Annotated in this window: 20 protein-coding genes; 7 read left to right on the forward strand and 13 right to left on the reverse strand. The window is 53.4% G+C overall.

Annotated elements, in window-relative coordinates:
- Positions 1-130: 130 nt before the first annotated feature.
- Entirely contained in the window at positions 131-721 is a 591-nt protein-coding gene (locus H6F75_RS18595; protein ID WP_242020120.1) for a GAF domain-containing protein, read from the forward strand.
- A gap of 64 nt (positions 722-785) precedes the next feature.
- On the opposite strand, the gene leuA is transcribed toward H6F75_RS18595, so the two are convergent.
- The gene (gene leuA / locus H6F75_RS18600) at positions 786-2,486 is read right to left on the reverse strand and encodes a 2-isopropylmalate synthase (protein ID WP_190753917.1); all 1,701 of its coding nucleotides are present in this window, start codon (positions 2,484-2,486) and stop codon (positions 786-788) included.
- A 733-nt stretch (positions 2,487-3,219) separates the two neighbouring features.
- Here leuA and H6F75_RS18605 point away from each other — a divergent pair.
- Complete coding sequence (locus H6F75_RS18605) at positions 3,220-4,971, forward strand: cation:proton antiporter (RefSeq protein ID WP_190753918.1); 1,752 nt, start codon at positions 3,220-3,222, stop codon at positions 4,969-4,971.
- A gap of 149 nt (positions 4,972-5,120) precedes the next feature.
- On the opposite strand, the gene H6F75_RS18610 is transcribed toward H6F75_RS18605, so the two are convergent.
- Together H6F75_RS18610 and H6F75_RS18615 are read right to left on the reverse strand one after the other, a co-directional pair.
- Positions 5,121-7,031, reverse strand: coding sequence for a fumarate reductase/succinate dehydrogenase flavoprotein subunit (locus tag H6F75_RS18610; protein ID WP_190753919.1), 1,911 nt, complete (start codon positions 7,029-7,031; stop codon positions 5,121-5,123).
- A 31-nt stretch (positions 7,032-7,062) separates the two neighbouring features.
- Positions 7,063-7,626, reverse strand: coding sequence for a Uma2 family endonuclease (locus H6F75_RS18615; protein ID WP_190753920.1), 564 nt, complete (start codon positions 7,624-7,626; stop codon positions 7,063-7,065).
- Between the two features lie 474 nt (positions 7,627-8,100).
- Between H6F75_RS18615 and H6F75_RS18620 the strand changes: the two genes are divergently transcribed.
- From H6F75_RS18620 to H6F75_RS18630, 3 genes are all read left to right on the forward strand, one after another.
- Complete coding sequence (locus H6F75_RS18620; protein WP_190753921.1) at positions 8,101-8,853, forward strand: red chlorophyll catabolite reductase; 753 nt, start codon at positions 8,101-8,103, stop codon at positions 8,851-8,853.
- The gene (locus H6F75_RS18625; protein ID WP_190753922.1) at positions 8,846-9,757 is read left to right on the forward strand and encodes an NmrA/HSCARG family protein; all 912 of its coding nucleotides are present in this window, start codon (positions 8,846-8,848) and stop codon (positions 9,755-9,757) included. The genes H6F75_RS18620 and H6F75_RS18625 overlap by 8 nt, the downstream gene beginning before the upstream one ends.
- A gap of 409 nt (positions 9,758-10,166) precedes the next feature.
- Positions 10,167-10,958 (forward strand): SDR family oxidoreductase, encoded by a 792-nt coding sequence (locus tag H6F75_RS18630; protein ID WP_190753923.1) that lies wholly within the window; start codon positions 10,167-10,169, stop codon positions 10,956-10,958.
- 307 nt (positions 10,959-11,265) lie between these two features.
- Here the strand turns inward: H6F75_RS18630 and H6F75_RS18635 are convergent, their stop codons facing one another.
- From H6F75_RS18635 to H6F75_RS18660, 6 genes are all read right to left on the reverse strand, one after another.
- Positions 11,266-11,937 (reverse strand): glutathione S-transferase family protein, encoded by a 672-nt coding sequence (locus tag H6F75_RS18635; RefSeq protein WP_190753924.1) that lies wholly within the window; start codon positions 11,935-11,937, stop codon positions 11,266-11,268.
- A 297-nt stretch (positions 11,938-12,234) separates the two neighbouring features.
- Complete coding sequence (arr, locus tag H6F75_RS18640) at positions 12,235-12,978, reverse strand: NAD(+)--rifampin ADP-ribosyltransferase (RefSeq protein ID WP_190753925.1); 744 nt, start codon at positions 12,976-12,978, stop codon at positions 12,235-12,237.
- Positions 12,979-13,119: 141 nt separating this feature from the next.
- Positions 13,120-13,614: a RidA family protein gene (locus H6F75_RS18645; protein WP_190753926.1), complete on the reverse strand. Its 495-nt coding sequence runs from the start codon at positions 13,612-13,614 to the stop codon at positions 13,120-13,122.
- A 502-nt stretch (positions 13,615-14,116) separates the two neighbouring features.
- Entirely contained in the window at positions 14,117-14,713 is a 597-nt protein-coding gene (locus H6F75_RS18650) for an SMI1/KNR4 family protein (RefSeq protein ID WP_190753927.1), read from the reverse strand.
- 358 nt (positions 14,714-15,071) lie between these two features.
- Complete coding sequence (locus H6F75_RS18655; RefSeq protein WP_190754211.1) at positions 15,072-15,329, reverse strand: hypothetical protein; 258 nt, start codon at positions 15,327-15,329, stop codon at positions 15,072-15,074.
- 172 nt (positions 15,330-15,501) lie between these two features.
- On the reverse strand, positions 15,502-16,008 hold the full coding sequence (locus H6F75_RS18660; RefSeq protein ID WP_190753928.1) for a hypothetical protein: 507 nt from the start codon (positions 16,006-16,008) through the stop codon (positions 15,502-15,504).
- 665 nt (positions 16,009-16,673) lie between these two features.
- Between H6F75_RS18660 and H6F75_RS18665 the strand changes: the two genes are divergently transcribed.
- Positions 16,674-16,922 (forward strand): hypothetical protein, encoded by a 249-nt coding sequence (locus tag H6F75_RS18665; protein ID WP_190753929.1) that lies wholly within the window; start codon positions 16,674-16,676, stop codon positions 16,920-16,922.
- Between the two features lie 482 nt (positions 16,923-17,404).
- Here H6F75_RS18665 and H6F75_RS18670 read toward each other — a convergent pair whose 3' ends face one another.
- From H6F75_RS18670 to H6F75_RS18685, 4 genes are all read right to left on the reverse strand, one after another.
- The gene (locus H6F75_RS18670; protein ID WP_190753930.1) at positions 17,405-18,139 is read right to left on the reverse strand and encodes a succinate dehydrogenase cytochrome b subunit; all 735 of its coding nucleotides are present in this window, start codon (positions 18,137-18,139) and stop codon (positions 17,405-17,407) included.
- Positions 18,136-18,972, reverse strand: coding sequence for a tetratricopeptide repeat protein (locus tag H6F75_RS18675; protein WP_190753931.1), 837 nt, complete (start codon positions 18,970-18,972; stop codon positions 18,136-18,138). Before H6F75_RS18675 ends, H6F75_RS18670 begins: the two co-directional genes overlap by 4 nt.
- Complete coding sequence (locus H6F75_RS18680) at positions 18,973-20,520, reverse strand: FAD-binding oxidoreductase (RefSeq protein WP_190753932.1); 1,548 nt, start codon at positions 20,518-20,520, stop codon at positions 18,973-18,975.
- Between the two features lie 301 nt (positions 20,521-20,821).
- Positions 20,822-21,223: a hypothetical protein gene (locus H6F75_RS18685; RefSeq protein WP_190753933.1), complete on the reverse strand. Its 402-nt coding sequence runs from the start codon at positions 21,221-21,223 to the stop codon at positions 20,822-20,824.
- Positions 21,224-21,500: 277 nt separating this feature from the next.
- Here H6F75_RS18685 and H6F75_RS18690 point away from each other — a divergent pair, with 277 nt between their 5' ends.
- Positions 21,501-23,624, forward strand: coding sequence for an FAD-dependent oxidoreductase (locus H6F75_RS18690; protein ID WP_190753934.1), 2,124 nt, complete (start codon positions 21,501-21,503; stop codon positions 23,622-23,624).
- The last annotated feature ends 85 nt before the right edge of the window (positions 23,625-23,709 follow it).

The following is a 23,709-nucleotide window of genomic DNA, read 5'->3' on the forward strand; positions in this document are numbered from 1 at the left end:
GGTTGCCTGCATACCCTAACCAAAGTATTTCTTTCGGAGGGATGAGACTAAAACCTCACCATGATAGGGGGAGAACGGGAGAAGTCGGTTTTAAGGTGCTGACGTAACTACTTAACTACTAAAGAGAGCTATGCCTCAGCTAAACGACTCCACTGTCGATGTGACCCATGACGATACGCTAGGAACCCTCATCGATCAACTGTTTGAGACCCCGCCCCATAGCAAAAATTCAACCCAGGTAATGGATAACGTTCTGGCCAGGCTTGGGCAGCAGTTGCAGTGCGATCGCGTCTTTTTATACCTGCGCTCTCCCGATGCTCAAATAGGGCGAGTGCCCTTCTGCTGGAAAAAGCAGCCATCGGTACCCACTATTTACGACCCCGCTTGGAAGTCGGAAGACCCGGCTTTGGCAGAGGATGACCCCATGTTTGCGGCTGCCCTGAAGGCTCAGCCCAGTATCTTTGTAGAGGACGTGGAAACTGCTGGTCCAGAGGTATTGAATCGCGAGTTTGAGCGCCAAACCTTTGGGCATCGAGCCTTGATTCACGCCCACCTGCGCTCGGAGCAAACTCTTTGGGGCATTTTGCAGGCCTGTGTCTTCGAAGAGCCCCGAGCGTGGAGCCAGAGCGATCGCCAACTCATTGGGCAGGCCGTCACCCGGCTCACACCCTTCGCCATCGACTACGTGAAGTCTGAGCCAGAGTTAGCAACAAGCAAGTAGCAGAAATCTACGGGTGAATACAGCTCGACCGCTGGCAGTCAGCATTCACCCGTAGAAGCGCTGTCTAGGAAACAGCCTGCGGCAAAGACAAAACCGCTTGTCTTTGACTAGGAGTTAAGGTCGCTAGCCCCCGGTTAGCCGCGCTCAACACTGCCAGTAGCGAGGCCGTGACGATGCTGCTGTGAATGCCCACCCCGTGAATGGTGCCCTCCAGCCAGTCGGCGGCAATCTCGATCAGCGCGATCGCATCGGCATCACTGCCGTGCCCAATGGCCCGCTCTTCGTAGCTGTGCACCCGAATCCCTAGATTTAGCGCATCGACAAAGGCGTCGATGGGGCCGTTGCCATGGCCCGCCCGGGTGAGCCTTACGTCAATACATTCCAAGGTTGTGGAAATGGCCGATGGCGTTTCATCATCCTGCCAGTGGTGGCTGACGTATTTGAACGGCAAGTTGACCCGCAGATACTCCTGCTCAAAGAGATTCCACAGCATGGGTGCGGTCATTTCTTTGCCGGTAGCATCCATGGCGCGCTGCACGATCTGGCTAAACTCAATTTGCAAGCGGCGGGGCAGGCTGAGGTTGTAGTCACGCTCCAGCAAAAAGGCAATGCCCCCCTTGCCCGACTGGCTATTCACTCGCACCACCGACTCGTAGGAGCGACCCAGGTCAGCAGGGTCGAGGGGCAGGTAGGGCATGTCCCACAGATCCTCTGGGTTGCGGGCCGCAAAGCCTTTGCGAATCGCATCCTGGTGGGAGCCCGAAAAGGCGGTGAACACCAGGTCGCCCACGTAGGGATGACGGGGGTGAATGGGCAGCTGAGTGCAGTCTTCGACAACGCGAGCCACCTCGTTGATGCGCGAGAAATCTAGCCCCGGATGAATGCCCTGGGTGTAAAGGTTCAATGCCAGGGTGACGATGTCAACATTGCCGGTGCGCTCGCCGTTGCCAAACAGGCAGCCCTCGACCCGGTCAGCTCCAGCCATTTGGCCCAGCTCGGCGGCGGCGATCGCACAGCCTCGGTCGTTGTGGTTGTGCACGCTCAAATCGACGCTATCGCGGTAGGCGAGGTGGCGGTGCATCCATTCCACCTGGTCGGCAAAGACGTTGGGGGTAGCGCTCTCCACCGTAGCGGGCAGGTTGATGATCGCTTTGCGATCGGGCGTTGGCTGCCAGACCTCAAGCACCGCATTGCAAATATCCCGCGCAAACTCCAGCTCGGTCTGCGAAAACACTTCCGGCGAATATTCAAAGCGCCACTGGGTTGCCGGCCGCTCTGCCGCCAAGTCGCGGATCAGCGTAGCGGCCTTCACCGCTAGTGCGATCGTTGCCGCTGAGTCGTTGCGAAACACCACCCGCCGAAACACTGGGGCCGTAGCATTGTAGACATGGACGATCGCCCGCTTCGCTCCTTCAAGGGAATCAAATGTGCGGCGAATCAAGTCCTCCCGCGCTTGGGTCAACACCTGAATTTCGACATCATCAGGCACGCGGTTTTCTTCAATCAGGCGGCGTACAAAGTTAAAGTCGGTTTCCGAGGCCGATGGAAACGCTACTTCAATTTCCTTAAAGCCGATCGCCACCAGCAGCTCAAACATGCGCAGCTTTTGCTCGACAGACATTGGCTCAATTAGCGCCTGATTGCCGTCGCGCAGATCGGTGCTGAGCCAAATTGGGGGTTTGGCGATCACCTGGCTGGGCCAAGTGCGATCGGGCAATGCGATCGGCGCAAAGGGGCGATACTTTTCGGCGGGATTGGTCAACATGGGTTTTGTCTCTAAAGTTTCAGCAGTAAAAAAGCTTGCCCAGTCATGAACTATGACAAGGGTGAGAAGAAGGGTTGCAGGTGTAAGGAAGGGTTTCAGGGGCAAGGTAGGGGTGGAGGCGGGCCGTAAACCCTATACCTTGCACCCCAGTCGAGCCGGATAACAGCGCTCAAACTTCCCAGCAGTAGCTAGGTCTAGGAAAAACCTTTGACCTGGGGAGTCGAGCTATTCAGGGCATTTCGCCTTTATTTCGAAATTTAGTTGCGCCCAAGGCGCAGCAGCAGTCCCAGCCCTAGGAGCAGGCTGAAGAGAGGAGCGAGGGATAGCTGCAAAGACAACATCAAACGGGGATGGCGCAAAATTGCACAACACACGCATAGTAACTGCGTTGCAAAGCAGCGTCAAGAGCTGGGACTTCGCGATCGCGAGAGTGGATCGCTCTGAGCGGCGAGGCTCGCTCTAGATAGGATGGGTCAAGGACGCGATCGCAGAATTAGGAAATATTAGCCAGAAGTAATTTAACTCAGCCCAGTTAATAGCGCGCACACCACTTATTAGTGACAATAGAAGTCGGGGATCTCGCTCCTTTCGATTGGCTGAGCGGTTAGCCAGGGCAACATCTAGCCCTTGTTAACTCAAGCTGCTGTTTTTGGCTGTTTTCAGCCCCCTGCGTCTACTCGTGCAGGGGGCTTTGTAAGCCGTTCTAATTTTCAGTGCCCTAACGTGATCCTGTATGACCGCTGAACCAAACTTTGTCCTCGATTTAACCCTGGCCCTGGGGGCCTCTGCTATTGGCGGCTATATTGCCCATCGACTCAAACAGCCGGCGCTGCTGGGCTACCTCGTTACCGGGCTGATCATCGGTCCTTTTGGCCTCGGACTACAAACCGATGTGGAGCAAATTCAGGGTCTAGCGGAGGTGGGCATTGCCTTTTTGCTGTTTGCCCTAGGGGTTGAGTTTTCCCTGACAGAGCTAAAGCGGGTCAAAGATATCGCCCTCAAGGGCAGCTTTTTGCAAATAGGGCTGACCACGCTGCTAGTGTGCTCGGTGTCGCTGCTGTCGGGCACGGCCAACTCTCCGCTCCAGGGCCTTTTTTTGGGGCTGGTGCTATCGCTGTCGTCTACGGCGGTGGTGCTCAAAACCCTCACCGATCGCGGGGAAACCGCCACTGTGCATGGTCAGGTGATGCTGGGGCTGTTGATTTCCCAAGACATTGCCCTGGGGTTAATGCTAGCGGTGCTGCCGGTGCTCAACCAGCCCGACGCTCTGGGGCCAGCGCTGGCGATCGCAGCGCTCAAGTTTGGGTTGTTTTTGGCAGGGGCGATCGCCCTGGGCCGCTGGGTAGTGCCTCAGTTAATTCAGCACATTGCCGCCACCGAGAGCAGCGAGCTGTTTTTGCTCACCGTGGTCGCCCTCTGCCTGAGCGTTGCCTGGATCACCTCCTTTCTGGGGCTCTCGATCGCCATGGGAGCCTTCGTCGCTGGCCTGATGATTTCTGAAATCGACTACGCTGATCAGGCTTTAGGCAAGATTTTGCCTCTGCGCGACACCTTTGCCTGCCTGTTTTTTGCCTCCATCGGCATGCTGATCGATCCCCATCTGATCCTCAGCGACCTGGGCAGAATCCTGGAGCTGGTGGCGCTGATTATGGTGGGCAAGGCGCTAATTATTTTGCCCATCGTGCTGGGGTTTGGCTATTCGCTGAAAACGGCGGTGAGGGCCAGCTTTGGACTCAACCAAATCGGCGAATTTTCCTTTGTGCTGGCGCTGATGGGGCTAGAGCTCGGGCTGATTAACGAGGAACGTTACTCGCTGCTGCTGGGCACGATTGCCATTTCCCTCATGCTCACCCCGCTGTGGATTAACCTGGCCCCCAAGGTAGCCGACTGGCTGCACAACCTGCCGGTGCTCAAGGACTTTCTCAACCAGGCCGAGGATCCCAAACTGCTGTCTGTACCTGGCGATATTCACGACCATGTGATTGTGGCGGGCTATGGCCGAGTAGGCGAGGTGCTGGTCAATGTGCTGCTCAGCCGAGGCTATTCGGTGCTGGTGGTCGAAAATAGCGAAACCGCGATTCAACGTCTGCGCAACCGCCATGCGCCCCTGGTGCAAATCCCTTTTGTTTACGGCGATGCTGACAGCGAACTGGTGCTAGAGAAAACTTCTCTGGAAACCGCCAAAGCCCTGGCCATTACCCTGCCCGACCCGACAACGACCCGGCTAGTGCTGCAACGGGCGCTGCTGAGAGCCCCTGAACTGGATATCATTGCGCGATCGCACAACAACGAAGAGATCGACGTACTTACCCAGCTCGGGGCCAGGGAGGTGGTGCAGCCGGAGTTTGAGGCGGCCCTAGAGTTGGGCTCTCACGTGCTGAATACTCTGGGCGAAAAGTCGGTCGAAATTCAGGCTGTGCTGGATTGGATTCGCCAGGATCGCTACCGCAGTATTCGCCCAGCGGTGCAGGTGGGCGAGGGGTGATGGGTGGATGGGTAGTGGGTGGATGGGTAGTGGAGGTGTTGAAAACAAGATGGATTTAAGTCGGCTCCATCTATACCCGGCGCTACATACCCGTCGCCTGCTAAGACAAAAGCCCCTGAAAGCGTCGCTTTCAGGGGCTTTTGTCTGGCTCACTTATAACTGCGCTGGGTGAGCTGCACATTTTCAAATTCAAGAGTTTCCCGGTGCAGCTGGGGCATTCGCCCTTCCCCCGCATACTCCCAAGCCGCCACAAAGGCAAAGTGCTCGTCGTCGCGCTTGGCCTCGCCATCGGGGGTTTGGTACTCTTCGCGAAAGTGACCGCCGCAGGATTCTTCTCGTTGCAGGGCATCCCGGGCCATCAGCTCTGCCAGGTCGATAAAGTCGGCTACGCGCCCGGCAAACTCCAAGTTTTTGTTCAAGGTGTTGGCCTCGCCAGGGATTTTGAGATTTTGCCAGAACTCGGCCCGCAGGTCTTGAATCTGGGCGATCGCACTCTCCAGCCCCTCCCGATTGCGCGCCATGCCCACGTTATCCCACACAATGCGGCCCAGCTCGCGGTGAAACTCCATCACCGTCTTGTTGCCCTGAATGCTCAGCAGCTTGGTAATGCGGGCCTTAGCGCTAGCCTCGGCTTCTCCAAAGGCATCGTCGTCGGTGGTTACGGTGGGCAAAGACTGCCCCGCAATGTAGTCACCCAACGTGTAGGGAATCACAAAGTAGCCATCCGCCAAACCCTGCATCAGCGCGCTGGCCCCTAGCCGGTTAGCGCCATGGTCAGAAAAATTCGCCTCGCCCAGCACAAACAAACCGGGGATAGTGCTCATCAGGTGGTAGTCAACCCACAGGCCGCCCATTGTGTAGTGCACGGCGGGGTAGATACGCATCGGCGTCTCGTAGGGGTTTTCGCCCGAGATCCGCTGATACATGTCGAACAGGTTGCCGTAGCGGGCGGCGATGGTGTCGCGGCCTTGATGGGCGATCGCATCCCGAAAATCTAAATACACCGCCAGCCTCGTGTCACCTACGCCGCGCCCCTCATCGGTCATGGCCTTGGCATTGCGCGAGGCCACATCCCGAGGCACTAAGTTGCCAAAGGCAGGGTAGCGAATTTCTAAGTAATAGTCGCGCTCCGCGTCGGGAATGTCGTCGGGATGGCGAGTATCCCCAGGTTTTAGCGGCACCCACACCCGCCCGTCGTTGCGCAGGCCCTCGCTCATCAGCGTAAGTTTCGATTGATAATCGCCCGACACCGGAATGCAGGTGGGGTGAATCTGCGTATAGCAAGGGTTGGCAAAGTAGGCCCCCCGCCGATGACAGCGCCAGGCTGCCGTCACGTTGGAGTTCTTCGCATTGGTTGAGAGGTAATAGACGTTGCCGTAGCCCCCAGTACACAGCAGCACCGCATCCCCGGCGTAGCGCTCCAGCTCCCCCGTCACCAAGTTGCGCACGACAATGCCCCGCGCCTTACCGTCAGCCACCACCAGCTCCAGCATCTCACGGCGAGCATACACCTCGATCTTGCCTGCCTGCACCATGCGCATCATGGCGCTGTAGGCCCCCAGAAGTAATTGCTGCCCGGTTTGCCCCTTGGCGTAAAACGTGCGCGATACCTGTGCCCCCCCAAAGGAGCGGTTGTCGAGCAGTCCGCTGTATTCCCGCGCGAAGGGTACGCCCTGGGCCACGCACTGGTCGATAATGCCGCTGCTGATCTCCGCCAGGCGATGCACGTTGGCCTCGCGGGAGCGATAGTCGCCGCCTTTGATGGTGTCGTAGAACAGCCGCCATACGCTGTCGCCATCGTTGGGATAGTTCTTTGTGGCGTTGATACCTCCCTGGGCAGCAATGCTGTGGGCGCGGCGGGGTGAGTCTTGAATGCAAAAGCTTTTGACGTTGTAGCCCAGCTCTGCCAGGGTCGCTGCCGCCGAGGCTCCCGCTAGGCCAGTGCCGACAATGAGAATGGTGTGTTTGCTCTTATTTTTGGGACTAACTAGGCGACAGTGGTCTTTGAAGTCGCTCCATTTTTGGTTCAGCGGACCAGCGGGAATGCGAGGGTCAAGCATGGGGAGGGAGGAGAGATGGGGAAGATAAAGACTACTCAAGGAGCCAGCCGAAAACAGCAGCTACAGTGAGACTAAGCCCGTTTGCAAAGGTGGGGACTGGCAAAGATTGAGCCGGCTCGTCAAAGACTTCGGGCTGCTGCTTGGGAAGGTAAACAAAAATAGTTTGCTCGTCGGGGTCAATCAACCAGCCTAATTGGGTGCCGTGGTTGAGGCAGTGCAGAATATTTTTGGTAACTTTTGTTTGGCTTTGGTCAGGGGAGAGAATTTCAATCGTCCAGTCTGGGTGAGCAGGGAAACTATTCGCAATCTCACCATTCTCATCCCGTGGAATTCTGCCCTGGGTAAACACAGAAACGTCAGGAACAGTTGAGCGGCCACCAAACGTACAGCGGAGTTCTGAGAAAGCCCTGCCAATTTTTTGGGGCTTGAGCACGCTGTTTACTGCCGCCGAGAACTCGGTCTGAATAGTGCTGTGCTTCCCTTGAGGCATGGGTTTCCGAATGATTTGCCCGTCAATGTACTCGCTGGCAGGTTTGGTCTCTGGCAAATCCAGAAACTCCTCCAGAGTCATTAGCTTGGGCGGGGACTGTACCATTGCCAAGGGCTATCGAAGAAACTGCTTCTTCCTTAAGCATAGCGGAGCGATTACTCTGTGATGCTTAAGGAGCAGGGGAGTATCTTTGACACGCTGCAGGTTCTCGCTCAACGGCTGTCAAGTAGACCGATCGCTCATGGCTTTGTCAAACCCATGGCCATGGTCCCATTCTATTCTCGCTATATTGCATGTAACTTGGCAATGACGAAGCTGTGTGGCAGCAAGGCCTTCGAAACTTCGAGTGAATGCCTCTCATCTGTCCATTTCAACAATGTGGTAGACTTCGACCACAAACAGGCTTGAGTTGTTCTGTTGTTTACTCGCGATCGCAAAATATTGTGCAGCGGCGATCTCGCCCTCCCACGCAATTCTAAAACCTAAAAAGTTTAGTTTTTAGACTAGCATTACAACTTTGCTTAATGCTTGACCTTTGAAACCAAAATTTGACAAGTAGTTAACCTAGTAAAAACAGGCATGACTTCTCAAATTGACCTAGACCACGCCACCCTGTTTGCACAACTGCAAAATATTTTAAGTGAGTTGCAAAGAGAAGTAACCCAACAGCTTGCAGCTTTTCCTCATTTAAATCAACCCCTTCAAAGCTTTAGAAGCCCCGATGGCAATGTGACAGGCTCGCTTCTAACCTTTACTGGAGAGGAGCTAGATTGGCTGGTTTATTCATGGTTTAATGCCCCTCAGATGAAATTTGGCACTACGCGCCTGACCCTTTGGCTAAGCCCACTGATTCAGGTGCCTCACTTAGCCGTTGAATTTGGCACAAAGCCCGATCTCTTCTTCTACATCGATTACATACCTAGAGTTGATTTGTGGGCTGACTTAAGCTATTCAGAACACTACTATGAGCCTTTAGATGCAACTTATATGACGCTGCGAGAGAATCCTAATCTATCTTTGTTTGTGAGCAAGGCGTTGTACATCCGGCAGTTGCAGTCCCCAACGCCGCTTTGCTTTACGTGCCCTGCAACCCAGGACTCTGTCTCGTTAATTGAACATACCGCTCGAGAAATGTGTTTTCGCTGGCTCACCTGGGTTAAGCAGGCAGAACCTGTCTCCGTGGGGCGCCAATCTGCACTGGCAAAACGGGATTTACTGATGCGAAAAACTGTCGCCGAGCGCGACCCAGGTAATGTTGTAGCCAAGCAGATTTTTGGGGCAGAGTTGGCAGACCAGTTAATCTGCGCGTTGTGGAGCAAGGACTATGAGTAATGCAGAAGCGATCGGCAAAGTGCTACTCATCGGTGTGACTGGGGGGACGGGCAGCAATGCTGTTAAAGGATTGCTCGAACAAAAGGTAACTGACCTTCGCGCAATTACCCGCAAAATCAACCTTGAGCGTCCTTCCCTATCTAAACTACACAACAGCGGTGTTGAGCTAGTTGAAGCAGATCTTGATGATGAGTCTTCGTTGGAGGCAGCTTTCGCAGGTGTTTCGGCGGTTTACTGTCACGCAACTGCCCCAGATTCTGCTAAGCCTGACCCCCGAGAAGTTGTCAGGGCACAACGAATTGCCCAAGCTGCTAAGCAAGCTAATGTCAGCCACTTTGTCTACAATTCTGCGGGAGGAGCCGATCGCAAGTCCGGCATTTCTCACATCGAGCAAAAGTATCGAGTAGAGCAGATTCTAAAGCAGGCAAATTTGCCTACAACTATGTTGCGTGCGTGCTTATTCATGGAAGAGCTTTGGAAGCAATACACTCGCCCATCGGTACTCAAAGGGTCTTTCCCTTTTGCGGTGCAGCCCAATAAGCCGCTGCATTTGATTACAACAAAAGACATGGGACGGGTGGCTGCCTACGTGATGAAGCACCGTTCTGAGTATATGGGCAAAGACATTGAACTGGCTGGAGACCTCTTAACCCCGAAGCAAATGGCGGAGGCATTTGCTAACGCTCAGGGAAGCCCTGTTGTCTACAAAGAGGTTCCTCCCTGGATTTTCTTACTCTTATTTCGTAAATCGCTGTTTGATTTGATTCAGTGGTATCGCAAGCAAGGCTATCAAGCGAATGTTTCTGCCTTGAGAGAGGAATTTCCTGGGCTGCTAACCACTTTTGCTGACTTTTTGCAAGAAACCAATTGGGCAAACGCAAAGTTGACGTACCAGGATTTATAAAATCTTTCAAGGATTGGTACGAGTAATCTATTCCTAATCCTAGTTATTGCCGTCTTCCAAGCTTGCAAGTAGGGGGGTTAGGAGGGGCGATCGCGATCGCTCTCAACATGAGCGTTAGACCAGCGCTCTACCAATACGGTTCGGAGCCGGTAATAGCGGCATCGGGCTGCACTTTGCCAAGCGCTTTAAGACCCGATTGAACGTGGCTTAGCAGTAATGAGCCGGTTCAGCGGCACCAAGCACTCCTCGAGATCGCCCCAGCGCTTCTGCCCGCCCGCTGCAACCCAGTAGTTAGACACGGTTACCGTATCGCTATTCCCTTCATTGTCGACGCAATAATACTCTAGATTGATGCAGAAATTATGAATTTAGTCCAATGTATTCTAGTAAAGCAAACTTATAAGATTGCATGACAACAGCCTTAATTACTGGAGCCTCTGCCGGCATTGGTGCAGCATTTGCCCAACAACTAGCAGCGCGTCGAACGGATCTTGTGCTGGTTGCTCGTTCCCAGGATAAGCTACAGGAACTTGCCAATTCACTCAATCATCAATATCAGATTCAAGTAGATGTTATTGTCCAGGATTTGACGGCAGTAGACGCTACGGAGACGATTTTTCAAACTGTGCAGCAACTTGGACGCTCGATCGATTTGTTGGTTAACAATGCTGGAATTGGAGATTATGGTGATTTTGCCGAAAGCGATCGAGACTTTCAGCTTAAAGCGGTGCAGCTCAATATCGCGACAATTGTGGATTTAACCCATCGCTTTTTACCAGGGATGCGGCAGCGACAAACTGGAGGGGTAATCAACCTGTCTTCGGTGGCAGCGTTTCACTCTATGCCCTATTTCTCGATCTACGCCGCAACAAAAGCCTTTATTCTTAGCTTTAGTGAAGCTTTATGGGCAGAAAATCGTAGTTATGGAGTGCATGTGCTAGCCGTTTGTCCGGGCCCAGCTGGCATTAAATTCTTCAAAGAAGCGGGATTTCCACCGTTTCTAGTTAACGTAGCTGCAAAATTTGACACGCCGATTGAGACTGTTGTACGAGATGCCCTAAAAGCATTTGAAAAACGAGAGTCGATCGTGGTTCCTGGCAACCCCATTAATCCTATTCTTGCTGCGCTGCCTCGGTTTCTACCACGAGAGGGGATTTCTAGCTTCTGGAAGCTGGTATTAGGGCATGATGGTGACAAATAATTACGTTCTCGCTTTCAAAGGTTGGTTAATAGAATGAACCGGTAAGACACTAATTCTGACGGAGTAAACGGAGCCAACTTACTGACAACGGAATAAACGAAAGGGTTCTATTCGCCGCTGCACCAAATTGTTCTGCTGCGCCGTCACATAATGCATTCAACAAAACCTCACCTACCTTTGTGAGTGTTCACAACCTACAGCGGAGAATGCGATCGCTCTCCACGTGGACATGCGCTGTTTTTCCGGTTTATTCATCGCTCCTAAAGGCGAGTAGGGCAAATCGGCTCTGATTTCGTCTCTTCTGTTATCAGGTGGTGGCTTGCCCAGTGAAAACTGCCAACTGGGCGTCAAAAGCACGTTTGAAGGCGGGCCGTGCTTCGCCACGGGCGACGTAGGCAGCGAGGGTCGGATATTTCTCCAAAATACCTGAGCCGCTCAGTCTGCGCAGCACCTGCACCATCAGCAGATCACCGGCACTGAACCCATTGTCGAGCCAATCGGCATTGCCAAGACGCCTGGAAAGGTCATCCAATCGGTTACGGATGCCGTCCTCGACGAGGGGCAGACGCTCCTCGTACCAGGTCTTGTCGTGCTCCAAGTACATCGCGGCTTCGCGCTGAACGATGGGCGGCTCTACCGTGGCGATCGCTGCAAACATCCATGTGATGGCGCGCGCCCGGGCATTCGCATCCTGTGGCAGCAGACCGGCATGGCGCTCGGCAATATAGAGCACGATCGCCCCCGACTCAAACAAGACGAGATCGCCTTCTTCATAGGTCGGTATTTGCCCAAAAGGATGACGCGCACGATGGGTGGCTTCCTTCATCGCACTGAACGAAACCAGGCGAACGTCATAGGGCTGGCCCACTTCCTCAAGCGCCCAGCGCACGGGCATGTCACGCGCTAGCCCCTGGCCGCGATCGGGCGACTGTTCAAAGACGGTAATGGTTGGGACTGTTCGAGAACTCCAGTTGCGCATTTTCCTGCTCCTTGATGGATTGTGTGCTTGCTCTCATTAGTCGAATGGTGCAACACAAAATCGACAACCTACAGAATTTCTCACCGACAGCCGACTAGCCCAACTTTGTATTAAGCATCAAAACGCTGAGTAACTCCTCTAGCTAGGTGCTTATTCAGCAACTTTTGGGTTTGCAATCTACAAAGCACCTCTGTCCCAGACAGATTGGGGGCAATAGCGAGGTTTGTTTGCTGGGAAAGGTTGGTGCAGCGTGAGTTCAAATCAACCTATAGCCGAGACTGCGATCGCTCTGAGAAGTTAATTAATAATTTCTCCTTTGTTGTTGGCCAACTTTTCACGCCATCTTTGGATTTCTTCAGGTGTTTGTCTCACCCAATCTGTTGCTTCGCCAACAATTTTCAAAGGTGCTTGAGAGCGATATGAACGTGTCGGATTGCCCGGAAATTTTTTGTCTGTAACATTTGGGTCATTTTCAAAACTTCCTGTCGGCTCAACGATATAAACACGTTCACGTTCATTGCCTTTTGCTAATGCAGCAGCTAGTCCGGCTCCATTGACAAGGGCTGTAAAATAAATGTGATTCATTTTAAGTTCAGGTTTGTAATTAGAACTGCCCCCCGCTATCAATAAGTCGCCAAACTGCAAGTCTGCCTTCGTCCCGTGATAAAAAGGGCCTTTGTCAGAAGGTTTATCCTTAAATAGAGTTGCTAATTCATAATTCTTTCTTGCCTTGTCAGAGTCACTCAAATCCTCGTAGCACTTGGCGATGTTTGAGTACAGAGAAGGGAAAGCACTCTTGACAGTGTCGTCATTTATTTTTAATGCAAACTGTAAAGCCGTTTCGAGCCATTCTAATTTGCTGACGACGCTTTTTTGATGTCGGGCTACATAGTGAGCTGAAATAAATTTTTCAAAGTCGTATGTCGCTTCGTTCCAGGCTTGAAGAAATAGTTTGCTTGCTTCTTCAGGCTTGCCCTTTTCTTCCATGCCCATGCCTTGAAGACAAAGTTTAACAACATTGTTGTTTGGGTTGAATTCCATAATTATTTTGTCTCCTAATTATTGGAATATCTATTTATTTGCTTGTCCTTAGGCCGTTAAACGCTAGCGATCGCAATCACCGGACATCAGTACTTCTTGCCGACAAACTATATACTTCAAAGTTCTGGTGCATTGCGGTTGTTAGGCGTCATTCGGATGAAGTTCAACCTCCCCTTCAATCTCCACTGGAATATTGAAAGGCAGCTCTGTCAGTCCGACTGCGCTCCTGGCGTGCGCGCCTACTTCAGCACCAAAGACCTCGATGATTAAGTCTGTAAAGCCATTGATAACAGCGGGCTGTTGATTGAAACCCGGAGCAGAGTTCACCATTCCAAATATGCGGACCCAAGCTGAGATGCGATTAAGACTTCCTAGCTTGTGCTGAAGGCTGCTGAGGATAGCCAAGCCGGTCAGACGCGCTGCCACGTATGCCTGCTCTAGTGAAACGTCTAGCCCAACTTTTCCTAGAGGTTGGGCGAGTGATCCATCTGGATTGATAGGCCCGTGCCCCGAGATCAGTGCCCTTGTGCCGACGATCCGGACCCAGGGGAAGGGAAAGATGACTCCGGGTGGCAGTTGGAGTGGCTTCGGAAGAACAATTCCAAGGTCTTGCAGTCTTTGTTCAGTTGTGGACATCTGTTACCTCCGTTGTCTGGGCGAAAGGCTGCGCCCTACTTTGTCTAAACTGCATTCCAGACGAGTTGTGATGCTAACTATGTATTAAGCGAAGTGTCGAAGCTGCTGAATAAGCCTCCAGTTTTAGGGTGGTGTCGATTATTTTTAGTGGTTAACTCCTGGGTTTGAAGTGCTTATTCGTCAATTATGCTGGATACATACTGGTGAGAGGGTTTATCTAGCAGCTTTGGGTTTGCAATCTATAAGAGCATCTGTGACTTCGATAGATTGGGGGATGATAGCGAGGTTTGTTGCCGGAAAAGGTTGGTGCAGAGTAAGTATGTGTTGGGTTACTCTGCGAGAAGGCAAAGCCTACGTACGCTCAACTCAACCTACAGCGGAGAATGCAATCGCTCTACCGCTAACATTGCCCATCACCCACCGCAGATAGCTTTTGTATCACACTAAGCACCTCTGATGGTCAGTATGCATGGACATTGTTAGCTGGATGAAGTGCTTCCACTCATAAATCACCTAGCTCATCTCTTGAGATTAGTCCCCATTCTTCGTTATATACAATACTTCCTTCTTCAACTCCGTTTACCAATTGCTCAAACAGGGCTCGAAAGCTTGGTGCTATCACCTCTCGACTTTCAGAGTCATGAATAAACTCTATCACTTGTCCTCGTGTACCGTTTCCCTCAGGATCAAGGTCGAGACAAAGTCCATTCCCACTTCCATCAGATATGATTGGAACCCATTGTGGAATCCACCAAAAGCCTTTGACTAAATTATTCTGTCGATTTCCTTCAGGTTCATTAATCCAATCTTCCTCATAGACACTTTTTAACATTTCCCATTCAACACGGACTGTATTGAAAGAAGAGTCTTTTACGACGCCTAAAGAAAGCAAGGTTCCCCAGCGTGTCAAACTTGGGAGTTCTTGATTTTGCCCATTGTGAATCATACAGGAAGCAATATAATCCTCAGGTAGCTTGATGCCCAAGATATTTTGGATCGCTTCAATTTCTTCTGACGAAGCTCCAGGGTTAAGTGTTTGAAGAGCATCAGGAATATTTTGTTCAAGCCAATTCTCAAAACGGTGCCACAGATCATTCATAACCAATGATTTACAAGGTAAACGATTGCTTGAAATTACAGCGAGCTAACTATGTATTAAGCGTCAAAGCTTTGGATAAGCCTCCAGTCTTAGGATAATATCAATTACTTTTGATGGTTGACTCCTGAGTCTGGGGTGCTTATTTGTCAATTATGCTGGATACACACCCGGTGGGAGGGCTTACCTAGCAGCTTTTGGGTTTGCAATCTACAAGAGTATCGGTGTTTTCAATAAATTGGGGGTTGATAGCGAGGTTTGTTCGTTGGGAAAGGTTAGTGCAAAGTAAGTTCAACTCAACCTACAACGGAGAATGCAATCGCTCTGACTCTAAAGTTGTCCAGACTGTTGGAGGTAAAACTCATTTCAGATCACCGCCATAGTACAGCGCGGCAAGAACACCACCACCAGACCCAACAGCTAAACCAATGCCTAACCCAGCTGCCATATTCGATGTTAGCAAACCGATTCCAGCCCCAACGACTATTCCGGAGACAAGACCTCCAATCAAAACGACAAGCGATTTTTGCTTCTGTTGGCGAGACGGCTTTGAGTCATTGTCTTTTTTCATTATTAAAACCCTAGTTTTTTCTCGAATAGCTAAATTCAAAATTTCCATACTTAGCTAAAAATAGGGATCCAATCCTTTGACGATGGGGTGGTTGATAGCGAGGTTCGTTTGCTGGGAGAGGTTGATGCAGAGTAAGGTCAACTCAACCTACAGCGGAGAATGCGACCGCTCTATAACTTTATCTGTTAAGCGCAGGCGATCCTTGCCCCAATATAAAAATCTACTCTTGAAGTCTTTGTCCTTTAGAAATCTGTGGAATTGCTATTGTCATCAACATCACTAAGTTTGCAATCCAGAACAATACAACACCAATAAAACCCACCAATGCCAAATAGGACAATGATAGCCAGGTGAATCCATTCAGTAATTGCCACAATCGAAAAGCGGTGTAGCAAAAGCCAATAGGCACTACGACACTAGAGACTAACCACTGACTGAACAGGCGCTCAGAAATTAGCTGCACAGCGACTACCAGTAGGTAACTTCTCCAGAACGTTAATGAGGAAGGTTGTCCCCAAGCCTGAACACATAAAGCAATAGGCAATAACACTCCAGCAACCAAGGCTAACTTGACCCACCACTTTAAAAATGATAACTGCTGTTCACTCCATCCAATTTCTGCCGAAAAGGGAAGACGTTGAGCTTTGACACCAAAGCCATAGCTAATAGCTAGGCTAGTTGCAACTAGAATAAAAAGTGTAACAATTAGTCCGTTATTAACTGCCATATTACACAGACCGCTCAGTAGTAACACTATCTATCAAACCAGCTTTCAATCAAGCTTTTGTGCAGGCCACTATATCTAATATTTCCCGCTTCTATTTGTAACTTCCTCTACACTAACTGCCAGCATGATCTCAATATATGCTGAACCTCAATCCTAACTAAACGAAGGTGGTTTTATGAGAGAGAGTATTTGGATCAGCCCAAGGAAGATGTCTAACTATGTTAAGCGTCAAAACTGATAGATGAGCCTCCAGTTTCAAGGTGTTATCGATTACCTTTAATAGTCAACTTCTAAGGTTGGGGCACTTATTCGTCAATTATGCTGGATACACACTCGGTGAGAGGGCTTATCCAGCAGGTTTTGAGTTTGCAATCTACAAGAGCAGCTGTGACCCCGATCGCACCTCCATAGTTGACGGGGAGCGATCGCACCACTATCATCATCCATTAAGCCGTTTGAGTAGAACGGTGACCACACAGAACTCAAAAATCTTGGCGCTGCCTGAAGGTGCTGGAACCACCAACAGACAGCTAACCCCGCAAATCTTGCACTCAGATTGCGAGGCTAGGCTCATCGTACCCTAGCCCCCTCAGTTTGCACTTCAACTGCGGGTGGCTGGGGTTTTTGCGTTCTGTCTTCCTCAACCACAACTGGAGACAGAACCAATGTTTGAATATCTCGATCCTGACGCCTTTGGCGCGTCAAATCTTCCGCCTGCCCAACCTGCTAAATCACATCCCCGACCCGAAAAGGTGCGCCATATGCTCTACGGCAGTCGGGCCGCCATAGACCGCACCATCAAAATTCTCCACGCCTACGGCTACGCCGACCCCAACGACTGGAGCGACCCGCTGCCCACCGATCAACCCAACCAGTGGATGGTGATCCTGACCAAGATCTTGCTGATTGAGTAGTTTCTGTCAACGAAATTGGGGGTCTGCTGTTTTTGCCCAGTCTGGGCTACAAGCAGCAGACCCCCGGGTTGCTAATCGCAAACCAACAGAGTGGGTAGGGTGGGCAATGCCCACCACCTCACCTATTCACTCACCACCAAACCCTTTCCATCAAAGTCCCTTGTGAGAGAGGCAGGTGGAAGGTGGGCAGTGCCCACCCTACTGGTGGTAGAGCCCTACTAGATTGATGCTCAGGCAGAACTGAGCACCAGGAATCACAGCCCGGTAACAAGTAATCACAACCCGGTGATAAGTAAGTACAAGCCAGTGCGAAGCAATTACAGACCAACGCGAAGCAAGTACGGGCCAGTGCGAAGCAAGTACAGCCGGGTGATAAGTAAGTGCAGGTCAGCGCGAAGGAAGTACGGGCTAGTGCGAAGCAAGTACGAGCGATTCTCTGCTAGAGAGGCTTCGCATTGGCTAAGCAAGTCCACGGTTCAGGCTTAGCTCACCCAACCCAAATAGATCGCCCAGGGCAGCACCAAAAAACCTGCGGCAATGCCAATGCCAACCACCGCACTCGTTCCGTAGGCCAGAGGCCGAATCCCTCGATCTAACAGCCCCATCGATTGCAACGCGCTCCAAAACCCATGGCGCAGGTGAGAGGCCAGCAGCACCAAAATGACCGTATAGCCCACCACGTAGGGCAGCTCCTGGAACTTTTCAATCACCAACCGGGCCAGGTCGCGCACGGTGTCGCCGCCTAGCTCGGTGGGGTAGTAGGTGCCAAACCTAAACGTCCGCAGGTGAACGACTAAAAACACCGCCAGCGCCAGGCCGGTGACAATCATGGTGCGCGAGCTAAGGGTTTGGTAGCTATTGCCGCCGACCGACTGGTAGGTGCTGTAGCCCTCGGGCCGCGCCTGCCGCTTGCGCCAAAAAATCTCAATGCCAACCCAGGCGTGGAGCACCACGATCGCCGCTAGCGCCAGCTCAAACGCGTAGTAGACAACCTTAAAGTTGCTCACCAGCAGAGCGTAGGCATTGTAGGCATCGCGACCGACAAACAGCAGCAGATTGCCGGCCATGTGCACCAGCACAAAGGTAACCAGCGCCAGCCCGGTGAATCCGGTGATCAGCTTTTTGCCCATTGACGAGCGATAAAACGTCAGCAGAGGCGATGCGTCGGTTTTAGGAAATTCAGGTTGCTGTTGGGGAGCTTTGAGGGTGTTGGTCATGGTTCATCTTGCACGCGCTCGATTTGCTCAATCACCCGGCGAATCTCAAAGGCATCGCCAGCGTCGGGGTGCTGGTGGAGGTAGCGCTCTAGGTCAAGCCGAGCCTGATCGAGCATCCCCTGCTGATAGTGGATCAGGCCGCGATCGCGCCATTCGCCCACGGCCTCGGGGGCAATCAGCAAGATGCGGTTGATGGCATCTAGCGCCTTGGGTACATCTCTATTTTGCAGGTAAATCAGCTTCAGGTTAGTGAGAATGCGCACCAGAAAGGTGGCTGGAGTAATCGGAATCAGGTGATGGGGTTCTAGCTGAGTAGGGTCACCAAACATCTGCTTGAGCCGCTCGCGGCAGTCTTGCTCAAACATGATCTCGCCCCGATTGAATGGATCCACAAAAATATCCATTTCGTTCAAGGTGGGGCGAATCAAGAAATGCCCCGGCATACTGACCCCCGCCATGGGGAAGCCAATGCGATCGGCTAGTTCTAGATACACCAGCGACAGCGTGATCGGAATGCCCACCCGCCGCTCCAGGACGTCGTTGAGAAAGCTGTTGCGCGGGTCGTAGTAGTCAACGCTGTTGCCGCTAAAGTTGAGCTCGCTAAACAGATAGTCGTTGATCGCGCCAATAATTTTGAGGGGGTAGCGATCCTGGGGTAGTCGCTGTTGCAGGGTTTCAGCCATGCGATCGAGCATGGCCAAATAGTCGTCTACCACCAGGTGGGGGTAGTCTTCTTGGGCAATATACAGCGCCGCTCGGGCCAGGCTCACCTGAGCTGTTGGCCGTTGCAGCTCTTGGTAGAGGCGCTCTCGGGACAATGCAGAATGGGTCATTTAAGCGTCGTAATCCTTTCCGCTGCCATAGAACAGTCGATCGCGCCACCGATGGCTATAGTATCGCGGCACCGGTGGTAATGACTCAATTACTGGACTCAGGACGCGAGCCAGGGGTTCCAACGCGCTGTATCCGGCCAGGCTGCCGTAGTGCCCCAGCCAGCTAACCAAAGCCCCTAAGCCCACCTGGGGAATGATTTTGGCCACCAGCGCCGGATATTTGAGGGATGTGACTGCCAGGGTCTTGGCCAGGGCCGAAAACTGCACCACATCCTGCAAAAAGGGTTTGAGGGTGGGCTCGCCCAGATCAGCCATGGCGGCAAAGATCGCCGTCAACATGGTGTTGATGTGCTGCTCAGCCAGTTTCTGCTCAACCCCCACACTCATCGATTTTTGGAATAGCCAGGTGACCGACAGGTTGGGCTGGTAGGGCTGGAGAGCGCCCAGGGCGGTGGAGCTGAGGCGATCGCACCCCAAGGCCTCATCGATGCCCGTCACCAACCGCTCCAGGTGGCGAATCATGGCCCCAAAGCCGCCAAAGCTTAGGGGCGACTGGCTGCCGCTACTGTCGCCCACCGCCAGGGTACGCCCCCACGGATATCGCAGCGGGCTTTCTCTGTAGCAGGGAAAAAAGCCAAACAGCGCCCGCTGCACCCGCAGCTCCTCCAGGCTTACCCCTTGATACTCCGGCAGCAGCGTCCAATACTCCTCAAAGAAATCTGTCAGGCTCAGCCGCCGAGGGTCAGCATCCATATAGGTGAACATATAGATCGTGCGCCCGTCCCGCGCTGGAAACGCCTCCCAAAAGTATTGGCACTGGTGCCGCAGGGGCGTAAACGACGCGATCAGATCCCCCGTATCGTTTTGGGCATAGCCCTGGGCGCAGGTGCCCACCACCAAACACACCGCATCGGGCTGGCTGGCGCCTCGCGCCTGCTGCACCAGGGGCGAGAAGTGGCCCATCGCGTCGATCAGCAGGCGAGTGGTGAATAGCTGGCCGGCTTTTACCGCTACGCCATTGGGGTGCACCTGGGCAGAGTCAAAGGCGGTGTGCTCAAACAGCTGGCCCCCAGCGGCCAAAAACTTGGCCTTGAGTCGCTCTAGCAGGCCTTTGGGGTCAACCCCCACGTTGAGCACGTCTTCAACCCACAGCGGTTCGCCATCGCCAAACTGAATGCGGGCCGGGTTGTATTCTGAGGCGATGACGGCATCCAGTTCGTCTGAGGTCAGCAATCCCAATTCGGTTAGAGTCCTCAGCTCGCGGCGAGAGATGTTCCACTCTTGCTCGCGGCCCTGCAACAGACCGCGCTCGAGCAGGGCCACGCGCCAGCCTCGCTGGGCCAGCCCCGCCCCCACCAGCACCCCCAGGGTGCCGCCGCAAATCACGACATCCCACTCAACCGATGCCAGCGGCGTTTCAGCCTGGTGAATCACCTGCTGCTTGGGTAGGTTGCCGGTGCGATAGCGCAGCCACAGGTTGTCAGCCCGCTGAAGCCCTACTAAAGGATAGCCTGGTAGGCCAGAGAGCATTTGTTCAGTCAGGCTCATACAATGCCGCAAAAGGCCAGAGAATACTGTTTCCAGTCTAAATGTAAATCACTTGAACTACGGGCTGGCACCGGCAAACCTGGGGTGGCGCTCCAGGGTATAGGCGATCGCGATTGCAGCAATGCAGCCTGTTCGAACTAATCTGGCAATGGCTAGACCTGGAATCGGCAGTGATGACGTAGCACGTTTAAGTTGAGGGTAGCTCTAAAAAACCGACAAAAAAGCAGCTCCAAAGTTGAAGCTGCTACAAGCAAATCAGCGAAAATGAAAAACTAAAAGCAATTTTGCCGAGGCAACCGCTCTACCGGTTAAAGAAGCCTTTGACAGAATCAACGACGCCTTCGGCGGAATCTTTGGCAGCGTTGCCAGCATCTTCAACGGCGTTCTGGCTGCGATCAAGACCCTGCTTAGCCCGGTTAATCTCGCGATCGCTGAGGCCGCTCGTGGTGCCTTTGTCTACATCAGCGGGTACACCACCCAGACCTTCTTGCAGCCGGAGCTTGACCTGATTGACGGTGTCGCCGTCTTTGGTAATGCGGTCAAGTTCACTCTCAGCCCGCTGTTGCACAATGTCTCCGGCTTCGTTACCCAGAGCTGCTGCTGGGGTGCTGAAGCCAAACAAAAGGCTAGAGCCAATCACCAAAGTAGCGAGGCCAACGCACAAAAGGCGCTGAAGTTTTGACGCGATCGCATTAACAGTCATGAAAAGTCTCCTGAGAAAAGTCACACTCACCAGTAATTAGTAAAGTGTTGGTGCTTGTCTTGTTATAGAGCTAGCAGGAGCAGCAAGACCTCGCTCAGCGGGTAGATCTGGTTTAGCAATTTAGTTACAGATTGCAACCACCCTGTCTCTTACTTTTGGCTGACGCTCTGTCAACAAACTATTCGTGCCACAAATCTTCGTGTCACCCGTGGGCAGCTCTAGCGCACCACGGGCCGCCTAGCCTAAAATCGTTGCAATCTAAAGTCTTACCCTCACTATGGCCAATGCCTCTAACCCGGTCACCCAGCGAAATGGCGTTCTTTCGGAGGGGGCTTTTACCCGCCCGGCCAGCGGGGCAGTGCTAACCTGCTCAATTCTCGTTGTCGGTGGATCGACAGCGGCTTACACCACGACACTGACCGCCCTGCGGCTCAACTTAGATGTGTGCCTGGTGCAGCCCCACAAAGTGGTGGGAGGGCAGTTTACCGCCCAAGCGCTGCCCGCCTCCGACGACGGCGACCTGCTCCAGGCCAAGGCTACGCTCTACACCGTCGATGGCGAAGAATTTGCGATTTCTAAAGCGCAGCGAGCCTTTCGCGATCGCCAGCGCGAGCTGCAACCGGTAGGTGGCCAAAAGGTGGCCAACCCTGGCGGCGGCTGGGTTAGCCCGCTGGCGACGACCCCGGTGGTGGCCGCGACGGCCATGAATGAGGCGCTGCTGCCCTACCTGCGCGATGGTCGCCTTACCCTGATTCCGTTTGCGGAGCCGGCTCAGGTGGTGATGCAGACGGTGAACGGGCGATCGCGCGTGCAGGCCGTCGTCTGCCGCGACACCCAAACGGGCCACACCTTCACCGTCAATGCCAAAGTCACCGTCGAGGCCACTGACCTGGGCGACCTGCTAGAGGTCGGCAATATCCCCTCCCGCGTGGGTCAGGAGGCCCGCCACGAGACCAGCGAGGCGATTTTGCCCGAAGATGCCCGGCCTCAATGCCAGCAGTCGATCACCTTCGATGTGGTGGTAGAGCACACGGCGCGGGGCAAGGGGGTGCCCATCGGCAAGCCCGACGGGTTTGAAACCGAAGGCTGGATTGGCCTGAAGGAATTCACCAGCAACTTTTGGACCAAAGCTAAGCCCGACCAGTGGCAAAAGTGGGGCTTCTTTAGCGACTTTGGCATCTTTCGCTATCGCAGGCTGCTCAGGTCGCAAACCAACGAGAAAAAGGTCGTCCCCGGCGATGTTGCCGTGCTCAACTGGGGTACCTCCAGCGAGCCCGATCGCGCTTTTTGCTGCGGCAACGACTACCGCCCAGGGCGGCTGGTGGGCGTCAGTCGCCAAGAGCGGCAGCTGCATATCCAGCGGGCGCGGCAGCGGGCACGGGCCTACGTTCACTACCTGCAAACCCACGGGGCCGCTGACCTCAAACCCCGGGGCGACCTCACCTGGACCAGCGACGGCATTGCCCTCGAACCCTACATTCGCGAAGCCCGACGCGGCATTGCCCTCACCACCGTTCGCCATGAGGATGTGGCCGAAACCTTTTTCCCCGACCTAGCGCGGGCGCGGTGCTTCGACGATTCGGTGGGCATTGGCCAATACCACTACCTGGATCTGCACGGCAACGATGCCAAGGGTCACGTCAGCCCTCGGGGCAAGGATGTGGTGGCTCTGCCCTTTAGCCTGCCCCTAGGCTCCCTGGTGCCTCAGGATACTGATGGCCTGGTGCTGTCGGCTAAGAGCCTGGGCACCACCCACATTACCAACGCTGCCTACCGCATGCACCCGATGGAGTGGGCGATCGGCGAAGCCAGCGGCTTCCTAGCGGTATTTGCCGTATGGACAGGGCTGGATCCCAGAGTGCTAGCTACCGAAGAAAAGCACATTCGCAAAATTCAAGGCTTCATGGCTCGCAGCGGCATCCCGATCTTCTGGTTCAACGACATCAGCCACGATGACGCCGACTTTGAGGCCATTCAGGTGCTGGCAGCGGCAGGCATTATTCGCAGCGAAGATCCAACGCATCTCAGATTTAGACCTCACGCCCCGGTGAACCGAGCGGTAGTGGCTACGGCTCTAGTCAACGTGCTCAAGCTGCCTACAACCCTGCCTGACCCATCCACCTCAGGGCCGACGTTCAAGGACGTTCTTCCCGGTAAACACTGGGCCTACATACCCATCGAAACCCTCTACGCCCATGGCATGATTGCTGGAGTCAGCAAAGACCGCTTTGCCCCCGATGCTCCCATCACCCGCGAACAGCTCTCATTTTTGGTTAAGCGAGCCATGCCCGAGGTCTACGACAAAGCCTTTGGTCGCACCCCCATCGATCGCCAAAACCTCCAGCGCCGCGAACTCTCCCGCGTGTTCTATGAGGTGCTGAAAGGCCGACTGGGAATTTAGGGTAGGGCAATGGGAAGGGTTTCAGGTACAGGGTATAAGGTTCACGGAAGGCCTTAAACCCTATACCCTATGCTTTGTACCGGGT

The sequence above is a fragment of the Nodosilinea sp. FACHB-131 genome (genome assembly GCF_014695395.1).
GTDB lineage: Bacteria > Cyanobacteriota > Cyanobacteriia > Phormidesmidales > Phormidesmidaceae > Nodosilinea.